At 43.4% G+C, this 11,988-nt stretch carries 9 protein-coding genes and 1 other RNA gene; 7 read left to right on the top strand and 3 right to left on the bottom strand.

Annotation, left to right across the window (positions count from 1 at the left end; translation table 11 throughout):
- The first annotated feature begins 301 nt into the window (after positions 1-301).
- The 3 genes from rnpB (at position 302) to folK (ending at position 4,351) form a co-directional block, all read left to right on the top strand.
- An RNA gene (rnpB, locus tag R4I06_RS01325) (RNase P RNA component class A) lies at positions 302-638 on the top strand.
- Positions 639-789: 151 nt separating this feature from the next.
- Positions 790-3,786, top strand: a complete 2,997-nt coding sequence (locus tag R4I06_RS01320; protein ID WP_334413697.1) for a phosphoribosylformylglycinamidine synthase subunit PurL — start codon at positions 790-792, stop codon at positions 3,784-3,786.
- Positions 3,787-3,856: 70 nt separating this feature from the next.
- The gene (folK, locus tag R4I06_RS01315) at positions 3,857-4,351 is read left to right on the top strand and encodes a 2-amino-4-hydroxy-6-hydroxymethyldihydropteridine diphosphokinase (protein ID WP_334413696.1); all 495 of its coding nucleotides are present in this window, start codon (positions 3,857-3,859) and stop codon (positions 4,349-4,351) included.
- 704 nt (positions 4,352-5,055) lie between these two features.
- On the opposite strand, the gene R4I06_RS01310 is transcribed toward folK, so the two are convergent.
- Positions 5,056-6,321 carry a M48 family metalloprotease gene (locus R4I06_RS01310; protein WP_334413695.1) on the bottom strand — a complete coding sequence of 422 codons (1,266 nt, stop codon included), beginning with the start codon at positions 6,319-6,321 and terminating at the stop codon, positions 5,056-5,058.
- A gap of 135 nt (positions 6,322-6,456) precedes the next feature.
- Here R4I06_RS01310 and rsfS point away from each other — a divergent pair, with 135 nt between their 5' ends.
- Both rsfS and R4I06_RS01300 read left to right on the top strand, forming a co-directional pair.
- The gene (rsfS, locus tag R4I06_RS01305) at positions 6,457-6,810 is read left to right on the top strand and encodes a ribosome silencing factor (RefSeq protein WP_334413694.1); all 354 of its coding nucleotides are present in this window, start codon (positions 6,457-6,459) and stop codon (positions 6,808-6,810) included.
- A 164-nt stretch (positions 6,811-6,974) separates the two neighbouring features.
- Positions 6,975-7,880: a diguanylate cyclase gene (locus tag R4I06_RS01300; protein ID WP_334413693.1), complete on the top strand. Its 906-nt coding sequence runs from the start codon at positions 6,975-6,977 to the stop codon at positions 7,878-7,880.
- A gap of 12 nt (positions 7,881-7,892) precedes the next feature.
- Here R4I06_RS01300 and R4I06_RS01295 read toward each other — a convergent pair whose 3' ends face one another.
- Complete coding sequence (locus R4I06_RS01295) at positions 7,893-8,540, bottom strand: histidine phosphotransferase family protein (protein ID WP_334413692.1); 648 nt, start codon at positions 8,538-8,540, stop codon at positions 7,893-7,895.
- A gap of 127 nt (positions 8,541-8,667) precedes the next feature.
- On the opposite strand from R4I06_RS01295, the gene purM reads away from it, so the two are divergent.
- A complete protein-coding gene (gene purM / locus R4I06_RS01290) occupies positions 8,668-9,693 on the top strand; it encodes a phosphoribosylformylglycinamidine cyclo-ligase (protein ID WP_334413691.1) in 1,026 nt (341 codons plus the stop codon).
- Positions 9,694-9,706: 13 nt separating this feature from the next.
- On the opposite strand, the gene R4I06_RS01285 is transcribed toward purM, so the two are convergent.
- Positions 9,707-10,621 carry a tyrosine recombinase XerC gene (locus R4I06_RS01285; protein ID WP_334413690.1) on the bottom strand — a complete coding sequence of 305 codons (915 nt, stop codon included), beginning with the start codon at positions 10,619-10,621 and terminating at the stop codon, positions 9,707-9,709.
- Between the two features lie 299 nt (positions 10,622-10,920).
- Between R4I06_RS01285 and R4I06_RS01280 the strand changes: the two genes are divergently transcribed.
- Positions 10,921-11,910 (top strand): NAD(P)H-dependent glycerol-3-phosphate dehydrogenase, encoded by a 990-nt coding sequence (locus tag R4I06_RS01280; protein WP_334413689.1) that lies wholly within the window; start codon positions 10,921-10,923, stop codon positions 11,908-11,910.
- The last annotated feature ends 78 nt before the right edge of the window (positions 11,911-11,988 follow it).

Below are 11,988 nucleotides of genomic sequence, written 5' to 3'. Positions count from 1 at the left end.
AAAACTTGTTTGGCACGAGTTTTCACAGGTAGCCGTATGGACTATGTTCTAGGCACCTTTGCATGCGCCACATCTTGAAAAACCCGTCAGGAGGCATGTCACATATTTGATGTCCGGGAATCCCCACAGACACGCAGTAGTGCGGCTTGAAACTCGCCAGTTTGCAGATGATCATATGATCTATGTTCCGGAATCTCTTCAGACGCAACCTTCGCATGCGCGACGTTTTGAAACTCACCAGGTACAGGTTTGCGGATAGCCATATGTTGTGTAAATCACAAATATGAATTAGAATGCGGGTTCAGGTGGAGTTGTAGTCGCTGTACTTGCGTACAGAGGAAAGTCCGGACTCCAAGGGAAGATGGTGGCAGGTAACTCCTGCCGGGGGTGACTCCAGGTTAGGGCCACAGAAAATTACCGCTCCTATTTGGGAGTAAGGGTGAAAAGGTGCGGTAAGAGCGCACCGTGCTAGTGGTAACACGTAGCAGCTAGGTAACCACCACCAGGAGCAAGGCTAAGAAGGGCATTATACCTTCCTTTACAGTACTGCCCGGGTAAGCCGCTTGAGGTACGCAGTGATGCATATCCCAGACGAATGACTACATAACACAGAATCCGGCTTATCTCCGCCTGAAGGGTGCAGCTTCTTGAAAGCTGTGCCTTTGAGACAGTAGCACACAGCGATGCATTTTCCAGATAGATGATTAAGAACACTTGTGCGCGATTTTTAGATGTCAAAACTGAGGCGTTTACAATAATATATGATTGAATTTAGAAAGTAGCGGCAGCATGATAGTAAACATCACAGTAGATAGTACACTACGTCTCAAAGACAAAAAGTTGGCATACACAATATGCTTCCCTCACAGCATAGACCGTGACCATGTGCTACGCATAGCGCAACTTTTATCAAATGGTGTCACAGACAAGTCCTACGCATTTGTATACGAAGATCATGTATATGCACCAAACGTTCCAGGGTATAGAAACGTAATATCTGCTCAACCCTACGACTTATTCGACATCTTTGAAGCGGAGCACCTTGTAGAGGTGGCTTATTTACCGGGCACTACGGATAATGTAGGCAATACTGCCGCACAAATAATCATGGACGTATTGGATATAGAAGGTGTTACTGCACATACTTCAGAAATTTCTTTTTTTGAAACATCTACAAACGCTCATGTATCCTATAATCCGCTCATAAAGTACTGCAAATCTGTAACTAGGCAGCCTTGCGGTAAATTGTTTGAGGTCAAATTTACAGGAAACAGATCTGTTGGCGCTCGCGTCTCGGTAGCTAATCCATGCCCAACTCCTCATCCCATATCTCATCTAACACCTAAACTTGTGGGCGCTACCCTTGTTGAAAGCGATGACATATGCAGTGTAAATTTGAATATTGATGATTCTGAGCTTCTAAAAATTAGCAAATTAGGCATAAAGAACCGGGGGGCCTTAAACTTGTCTCTCGCGTCAATGCACGCTATCAGAGACTACTTCCGAAAGGAAGATCGTAATCCTACAGACCTGGAGTTGGAAACATTCGCACAAACATGGTCAGAACATTGTAAGCACAATATTTTCTCTTCTCCTATAGATGAAATAACTGATGGGTTGTATGGACACTACATAAAACGGGCAACTACAGAGATTAATTCACCCATTTGTATTTTGGCATTTTCCGATAATGCAGGTGCAATCGTGTTCGACGACGATTTTTTGATTGTTGATAAAGTGGAAACACATAATAGCCCATCTGCCCTCGATCCTTTTGGAGGAGCTGAAACAGGCATCCTTGGGGTAAATAGGGATATAATAGGGTTTGGAATGGGTGCAAAACCTATACTGAACTCTTATTACTTTTGTTTTTCGGAGCCATTAGAAAAACCTCTGTATAGGGATAAGGAATGTACGGAGCCAATTCTTTCTCCTTCCCAGGTAATGGACGGTGTCATAATGGGAGTAAACTCGGGGGGAAACCGTTCTGGCATACCCACTGCGCTTGGATCTATGTACTTTCACAGTAGCTTTTGTGGAAAACCGCTTGTTTTTGTTGGTAGCACTGGAATCATACCGAAAAAAATTGGAGAAAAACCATCGCACAAAAAAACTGCACATTGCGGCGATTATATAGTGGTAATAGGTGGTAGAGTTGGAAAAGACGGTATCCATGGAGCAACATTTTCCTCTAATGCACTGGAAGACAGTGCAGATTCAACAGTAGTCCAGATAGGAAGTCCTATAACTCAAAAAAAATTATCTGACGCAATCATAAAAGAGGCCCGTGATCTTTGCTTGTACCACGCCATTACGGACAACGGAGCAGGAGGTCTTTCTTCTTCTGTAGGGGAAATGGGGGAGAAAGGATTTGTAGTAGAATTGAGCAAGGTTCCTCTAAAAACCGATAGGATAATGCCCTGGGAAGTATGGATCTCCGAGTCTCAGGAGAGGATGACTCTCTCTGTGCCACCCGATAAATACCCCGCACTAGAAGCTATAATGCGCAAGCATGATGTTGAAATTAGTATAGTTGGCGAATTTAACCAGACAGGTAGGGCTGTTGTCTCGTATAACGGCACCACTATCATGGATGTAGACACCAATTTTCTGCACAATGGCTGCCCAAAATTGGCGTTGCACACCGAACCATGGTCACCAAGGTATGTGTCAACAACCACTGAACTGTCGGACACTAGCATTGAGGAAGACTTACTAGAAATGATGGGAAGAAAAAACGTTTTCAGCCGGGAATTTCTAGCTTCGCAATATGATCATGAGGTGCAGGGATCTTCTGTAATAAAGCCTATACAGGGAAAAGGTAAAATCACGGTAGACGCCGTGGTGATGAGGCCACTATTGTCGTCAAAACGTGGCATAGTGAAATCCCAAGGATTTGGCTCTGTCTACGGAGAAATAGATCCATATTGCATGGCTGCGTGCGCAGTAGACACTGCCATTCGTAACTATGTATCTGTAGGTGGGGATGTAGACCACTTAGCGTTGATAGATAATTTTTGCTGGTGTGACGCAACAAATCCACAAAGATTGTGGCAGCTAAAGAAGGCTGCACAGGCGTGTTATGATTATGCAGTGAAGTTTCGCACACCTTTCATATCCGGAAAAGACAGCATGTTTAACGATTTTTACGGGTATGACATTGACGGAAACGATGTGCATGTATCCGCACTACCCTCCTTACTAATATCGACTCTGGGCATAATCGATAACATAGAGAATGCGGTTTCTCAACACGTTAAGGGGCCCAGTCTAATTTACGTGCTAGGAACAACTTTTAATGAGCTTGGTATGTCAGAATACCAGCTTTACAGTGGTAGAGGTAATAACCAAGTCCCGCACGTACATGCAGAACACGCACTTGCATTGTATAGAAAGTTAAACTACGCAACAAACATGGGTATACTCGATTCTGCTATTTCTCTCGGAATCGGAGGCTTGGCCGTAGGTATAATAAAATCTCTTATAGGCGGCAACATGGGAGCAGAAATAAATCTTACTGCCGTACCTACACATGGAATACAGCAGGATGATGATTGGGCAAGAACAGTGCTGTTTTCCGAATCACAAAGCAGAATGTTAGTAACCGTAAGCCCACATAAACAACAGGAATTCGAGCAAATATTTTCCGGAACACCATATGGCTTAATAGGCAAAACTGTAGGGGAATATACACTTACCATTCCTGGTATAGCTAAGGTAAGTATGGATGACCTGGAAGCCAGATACAAAAAATTCAGTAACGGCTACTATACGTGTGTTATGTGACATGAGGTATGCGATGTCACACTACAAGGATACATAAATGCTCATGTGTTCCTAAGTTAAACAGGGTGGTATGATAGTATTGGCTTTAGGGAGCAACCTGGGATCTAGATTAGATAACTTAATAACGGCATCAAAGATGCTTCCATTGCGTAACAGAAAGTACTCCTACGTATACGAAAGCAAGGCGTTGCTGCCTGAAAATGCACCCCTGAATTGGGATATACCTTTTCTCAACATGGCAATTTCTGGATACACTCACCTGTCTCCCACTGAGTTACTGACTAGCATAAAGGACATAGAAAAGAGCCTAGGACGTCGTAATATGGGAGTGTGGGCTCCAAGACCCATAGACATAGACATACTGTTCTACGGCAGATCTTCTATACAAGACACAACTCTTACAATTCCCCACAAGAGGATACACGAACGGGACTTTGTGCTTGTGCCTGCATGTGACATATGCGCTCGATTTTCGCATAGCACACTAGAAGTCACACTAGAGTCTTTATTGCTCAATATGGACTCGGATGTAGTGAAAAAATGCAAGCTACCGCTGGGAATCTAGAGGTGCAGCTATAAGGCCCGAGGCCAAAGAGCTTGTCATGGGAGCTCCTACCTCTCAGTTGTCAGGACTTTCTTTTATATGTTGTCACACTATAATTCAGCGTTGTACCTCTCAGTGTATTCTCTTCCATAGCGCACATATATATATGGCAAGCTACCGCTGAGAATCTAAATGTGAGGTAAATACCCGACAAAACCCGAGGCCAGGGAGCTCATCATGGAGCCACTACCTCTTGCGTTGTCACTACCTCTTGCGTTGTCAGGACTTCCTTTCATATGCGATGTCACACTATAATTCAGCGTTGCACCTATCAGTGCATTCTCTTCCATGGTGCACATATATGGGGGTTTACCAATGTAAGAAAAATCATCTAAGCAAAGCTGAGTTCCTGCTCCAGATTAACAGTTTATGTGGTCACTATAACGTCCCGCTATCCTTTCGGAGGTCATCATGGCGCCGTGATACTTCATCATTTACCCACTCCTGTAGGAATCTTCACAATAACTACACCCGTAACAACAATTGAAGCTATACCTTTACTAGCTCACTACTGTCCCACAGCATTCCGTGATAAAGGCGTAACATAATAGGCGAGCTACCGCTGAGAATCTAAATGTGGGTGACTTCATAAAAAACCCAAGGTCAAAGAGCTGGTCAGTGCATTCGTGATACAGGTGCAATCAATACGAACATACTTTTCCATGTTAGGCAGCTGCCTCTTCCAGATCTAGTATTTTCTTAAGATGGATACTGTCTTTTCTAAGGTGTTGTTTCGATAGTTTGACATATCTCATAAACATTTTACTGTTCCCTTCTAGGAAAAAGCTATTCGCTAGAGCAAAATATGTCATGTCAATCTTGTCTATCTTCCCGTAAACCAGCGCCAACTGTCTCCATACATGTGGATCATTCCTTTCCCTGAGCAGAATTTTTTCCAGATGTCTAAGTGCGCTATTAGGATCCTTTAGAGTCAATACTTGAGCCAATTCTAACTCCATGAGTATATTTCCCGGAAGCTCACGTAGAGCCATCTCGTAATCCCTTATAGATGCGTCTATTTTCCCCAGTTTGTATAAAATTTGAGCCCTTACTTCCAACAAATAAGGGTCCGTGGGGGACATGCTTATTAAAATGCCTAGATCATTAAGTGCCTGTTCTGAGCGACCTTCCCTATAGTTCAGTATCGACTTCATATAAGTGGAAAGCTCTTTACTCCTTAGCGTATCTATAGGCGTCATAAAAGCCTCTACTTTCTCAACTACCCTTGAAAACATGGCTCTATCTTCATTCAGAAACCCTATCGGTTCCCTCCTCTCCTTATAGTTATGGATTCTTTTCAACCTTTGTTCACTGAATGGGTGCGATACCATGTATTTATCCGCATCAGTGTTGTATATCTCATTCTTGTTAAAATGCCGCAGGACGTCTAATAGTCCATCCTTGCTATAGCCCGCCATATCAAGATACTCTAGCGCACACTGATCAGCAACTTCCTCCTGAGATCTACTATATGCCATAAAGTTTCCATACCCCACGGCACTCCCGCCAGATACAATAGCTTGGCCTACCCTAGGATCCACGATTATCGAGGTTATCATACCGAGTACGTAACTTAGACCTCCAATCACCATTCCTTTCATGCGCTCGCCTTCGCGCTTCACTATGTGATTATGAAACATGTGACCTATTTCGTGAGCTATAACCCCTGCCACAGCCCCAGGATCTTTGGAGAAGACAAGAAGTCCCTTGTGAATGAATATGTGGTTATAGGAGACGTATGCATTTATTGAATCGTCATCTACAACAAATACCTTTATCGCACTCACATCTACATTCGCAGCCCCGAATAGTGGAGCACTTATTTTTTTTATGACTTCCTCTATTTCAATGTCCCGGAATATTTGAGCACCAGATACCTGCGAAGAAATCGACAACAAAACGACACAGATGACGACAAACACAATGTTCATAAAATAACCATGCCTTACGCAGAACCATGATAGTGAAAAGTGTAAAAATACTCTATAATATAGTGGGTGCATACCGGGTTAATTGTATACAGTAAGGCTACTACGACCGGTGTGGTGTTTTCGGTGGGGTTAGTAATGACTACGGCAAGTCAAGAGGCGCAGCATTTAAAGGATGTTGTGGTTTCCGTACTAGATGAGCACAGTGCGAGTAACATTGTGGAAATAAACGTGAGCGGTAGGTGTTCGTTTACCGAATACATGGTTATTGCTTCTGGAAATTCACCTAATCATGTCAAAGCACTGGTTGAGTACGTTAAAAGCAAAATGCCAAACAAACAGAGGCTACGTGTGGAAGGCCTCAGAAACAAGAACTGGGTCATAGTAAATCTAGATAACGTTATAGTGCACATATTTATGCCAGATGTGCGCGCATATTATGACTTAGAAGGTCTATGGAGTTCTCCTACTGGAGAGGGCTGCCCCTCATAGTAAGCTTTTCTCATCGAGCTAGCCATTGTCGGCCGCACTCGTGCACAGTTCTTCTGCACATGGCTTGTGTGTAGATTTCGTTAATCACCTGATAAGTTTATGTGGCTATCCTGTCCCAGGCATGTCGCTGTGATACAGCAACTAAATTGTATGGGAGAAGCTGTATGGGTACTTCTATTGTAGCATTGAAAGAAAGTGATCTAGTTATATCTGTAGTGCAGAATAATCTACAGCGCGATGTAGTGGTAGTTGACGTCAACAAGCCAGCTCTGGAATTCTTCATGCTAGATGACAAAAGTTCTGTAGTATCGAAACCGCTACATTCTGTACTTGATCCAAAAACGTGGCAGATGATTGATGATTACATAGAATATAGCGACGATGGCAGAGATTTCGAAGATGTAGTATCAAAAATCAGGTACTTTGCTTTCCTAAACAGAAACATGCAGCCAGTACAGGTGAAGGCAAAGGTTTTTCGCACATCTTCCAACAGAAACACCATAAACTATGAGATTCTCATACGCGATGTGAGCATCTCTCAAAAGCTGAATGCTTTCAGGAAAAGTGTTCTCGGCCCAAATTATCGTCACAAGATTGACGATACGCTTGGCATTCTTGATCCGAAATCTACAGGTAAAGAGATATCAACGGTATTAGACTTCTCGAGGCGATATTCAATAGATATTGTACTAGCAATGGCTTCATTAGATACGGCTACCTCTCGCACATATGACCTAACAGATGATGTGTACAAAGCATTTGTTGATTCGATAAGTGCAAATTTGAGATACACCGACATAGTGGGTTACGCTGGAGACAAGGTGTTTGCTTTTATCCTATTGGGATGCAAAGGTACTGGCGCTTATTCTGCTGTGTCGCGTATACATAGCCGTGCATCAAGCGCGGTATCTGCGTGTTCGCAAAGTGCACAAGTATTTATGGGATACTCCTACACCAACGGTACACACAAGAAAACACTTGTGCACGACACTTATGCCGCTCTCACCACAGCATGTAAAGGAAGTATTTCACATATAAAATGCGCTGACGACGGCCAAGGCCATCACTAATGCGAATACTGTCTATTGAATGGGTAGTGTAATCTCAATCTCGGAGCTTCCTGCTGTATACTTGAGCTTCGCCCCGTGTCTTTCCAGCAACAGCAGCATGAAGTACAGCTGAACGTTGTGGGTGGTAAGTTGTTCTTCTCTGTAGTTGCTACTTGAAAAGATATCTTCAACTTCCCTGTGTACTGCTACCTCCGAAGCTAGAAGTTTCAGGCGTATGTGCACATTGCCGCCCTCATCTGTAGCGTAAACCTCTATAGCCTGCCCCTGTACCATTGTCATGGTAGAGAACAACACCGCATGAATGATAACCCTGTTTGCTATCTCCTTATTCTCCGCGTCAAGGGAACCCAATTTTACATCCCATTTCAGCTCCGCTATCCCCTTCTTTTTCAGGTACCATTCCAAGCGATCCCTTGTGTCGTTAAATGTGACATTGTCACTTGTAGTACCGTAGGCATTCCTTATGAGGCGAAATCTCAATACTGCATCTTCAAGAACATCCTCGAGAACTTCACGAACGCTATCAGATTCTATATCATCCATGACACACTCAACGTGTGTTACAATAGCACTTACAACCCCTGAAACATCGTGCAACAACTTCGCAGATAGGGCCTCCATGTTAGATAATTCTCTAATATCGCTACAATAACGTGCCACAACAATATACCTAGGGTTATAAAGACAGCGTGTATTCTATAGTATAGTGATGGCTAATCAATAAATTTTTATGTATGAGTTTATCTGATCTAGTGATACCCTGTTTCAACTAGTGTTTTTTAATGTTATGGGCAAGTACCTGGATTCTGGAGTCGATATTGCAGCGGCAGATCAGCTCGTAGGGAACATAAAGGAGTTGTCTTCAAAAACTCGTGTACCTGGTGTTGTTTCAGATTTGGGGGGATTTGGAGCACTATTTGAGCTCTTCAAAGCTGAAAAGTACGAAAACCCAGTACTGGTATCTTCCACTGATGGGGTAGGCACAAAGCTACTTGTTGCACAATCCACAAACAACCATAAATCCATAGGGATAGACATGGTGGCGATGTGCGTCAACGACATACTTGTTCAGGGAGCTAAGCCTCTCTTCCTTCTCGACTATTTCGCAACAGGAGTTCTAGAGCAACATGTCGCTCTAGAGGTCATTACCGGCATTGCAGAGGGGTGCAGGCAAGCAAATATCTCCTTGGCCGGTGGAGAGACTGCCGAAATGCCCGGTATGTACCCTAAGGGACACTATGATATCGCAGGATTTGTGGTGGGAGTCGCAGAAAAAGACGAGTTACTTCCACGCACTGAAGAAATATACGCAGGAGATGTCATAGTAGGGATTTCTTCGTCTGGACTTCACTCAAACGGATTTTCTTTGGTAAGGAAAATCCTTAAGGATTTTGATATTAGCTACACAGATAAGTGTCCTTTCTACGAAGGCGCTTGGTCCGATGTATTGCTGGAGCCTACAAGAATATATGTGGAACCCCTCATGCAGGTACGCAAAACCGTAAAGGCTGCTGCACATATTACCGGCGGGGGATTTATAGGCAATATACCCAGGATTTTACCCAACCATCTAGCTGCAAAGCTGCGTTTAAACTCATGGAAGATGCACGATATTTTCGTATGGCTCAAAGATGAAGCACAAATCCCGCTGGAGGAGATGGTCCAGGTTTTTAACTGCGGTATAGGCATGGTTCTTATAGTTGACAAAGAAAAAGCCGCAGCTGTTATGGATACACTTAGCAATTACAAGGAACAATCTCACGTAATCGGGGAAATAGTACAACGTACAGGTGATGCAGTGGTACTTTCGTAATCTGCTGCTTAGGCTAATTTCCGTCACCAGTAATACTTTGAGGATGGAACCATCTGTAGTTATCTATTATGTTTTTGTGGTCTAAATGCGTGTATACCTGCGTAGTGGACAGTGTTGCGTGTCCTAGAAGTTCTTGTATTATCCTTATATCGACACCTTCAATGAATAAATGTGTGGCAAAACTGTGCCTGAATGCGTGTGGGGTTGTAATTTCCGGCAGTCCTATGTTTCTGCGTAAAGCCTTTATCCTGTGAGAGAAATAAGTCCTACTCATGGGTTTCCCATGCAATCCAAGAAATACGCGTTCATTGCCATTTTTCTTCGTATTACTGTCGTAGTACGGACAACTCTTTATGTATTCAGTTAGGAACTTATTCACCCATGATATGAGAGGTACTATCCTTTCCTTATTCCCCTTTCCTACCACTCGTACTTCATCATTGCTCAGGTCACAAAATCTGATGCCTACTGCTTCGCTTATACGTAAACCACATCCATATAGCAACGCTATAATCGCTACGTCACGTTTTGTAGTCCAATGCGCCTCATCGTCTGTGCTCATTGCTTTTAAAACTTGGGATCTCTTGATAGCCCTGGGCAAACCCTGCCTTATTATGGGAGTAGAAATCGCGAATACAGCATCGTTTTTTATATTATATACCTTGTGTGCATAGCGGAAAAAATTACGCAATGCAGCCATAGCACGCGCATTAGATCTGGGTTTCTTGCCTCTTCTGCTTAGGGTTACTAGCCAATTCCTAAATTCAGAAATACTTACCCCAGCAAGGTCTTCTAACTTAAACTCATCCCTTCCTGCGCAAATAGTACGTAAAAAGTCGGTTATGTCTCTTTTATAAGCCTCAACGGTATTTAGGGCATACATCCTCTCGTCTTTTAGCCAGGTTACCCAGTCCCTTACTATATCCAAATCCTACACCCTAAATTTATAATCGCACATCGCACTCTAGTACTTCCTAAGTGTAGTACACACACAAAACAAAATGGTAAAGCACCATATCTTCCCATAACTTACCATTGCATCAAAATCCACAACAACCGCAAAAGTCCTCCAGATTTGTCCCGCACAACTGCTTCTACCCACAAGCTTATCAGCACTACATATACACACAGTTTTGAGTATTCTCCATTTCAATGAACATTTTTTTCTTTTATAAAGTACGCACCAAGTTATATTGTGCTGTTGAACGGGCGTGTCGTGAGGTATTCGTGCATGTAGCAGTTTTGGGTGCAGGTGCTTTTGGAACAGCAATGTCAATCGCGCTTAGCAATGCAGAACATAGTGTGACCTTGTGGAGTCGTAGCGAAACATTTGCTGAATCGCTTCGTACCAGGGGGGAGAATACTAAGTATCTACCGGGATATTTTCTTCCTAAAACTATTGAAATCACCACAGATCTGGAGAAAGTATTACGTAGATCTTCTGCGCTTCTATTATGCGTTCCAACACAGGAATTACGTAACTTGTGTGTCTGCATGCAGGAAGCAAAAGCCCTAAGTCCAGATGTATCCATATTGATATGCAGTAAGGGCATCGAAAATGCGTCCCTGAAATTACCCAGTGAGGTTATTGAAGAATTTTTCCCTCAAAACTCCGTGTTTGTACTATCAGGCCCAGCCTTTGCCACAGAGATAGCAGGTTCCTTACCTTGTGCAATGGTTCTGGCCGGCAATAATAAAGAACAAGAAATATCGCTCGCATCCGAGCTTAGCAGTGCAACAATGCGTCTCACCCCTCATGACGATTACATGGGTGTCCAGATATGTGCAGCATTAAAAAATGTAGTCGCAATAGCTTGCGGAATAGTGCTGGGAAGAAACCTTGGCAATAATGCTGCAGCAACAGTACTGACCAAAGGGCTACGGGAGATACGTGATTTATGTATAGCGAAAACGGGCAGTGCTGAGCCAGAAACTTTGATGGGCCTACCTGGACTCGGGGACTTGGTACTGACATGCACTACACCTAACTCTAGAAATATGTCTTTTGGACTTAAGATTGGAAAAAACCCCGATCCGCTACCTTTTCACTCTAAAGGTGATAGCACAGTACTTGTAGAAGGAGCCGCTAGCGCCCTATCTGCCCACCTACTAGGCAACGCATTGGGTATTAACCTACCTATATGTGCGGCAGTCTCGGGTTTGCTCACAGGAAGATGCGATACAGAACAAGCACTACAAGAAATACTTGCACCTTAGTAATATCAGGCTTAGGAACTACAAAAAGACCTTATCCGCTACCTTTTCACTCTAAAAGTGATAGCACAGTACTTGTGG

This window comes from Anaplasma bovis, assembly GCF_036903315.1.
Taxonomy (GTDB): domain Bacteria; phylum Pseudomonadota; class Alphaproteobacteria; order Rickettsiales; family Anaplasmataceae; genus Anaplasma; species Anaplasma bovis.
Note: the sequence above shows the minus strand (reverse complement) of the source record. Positions and strands in the feature narration are given on the sequence as shown.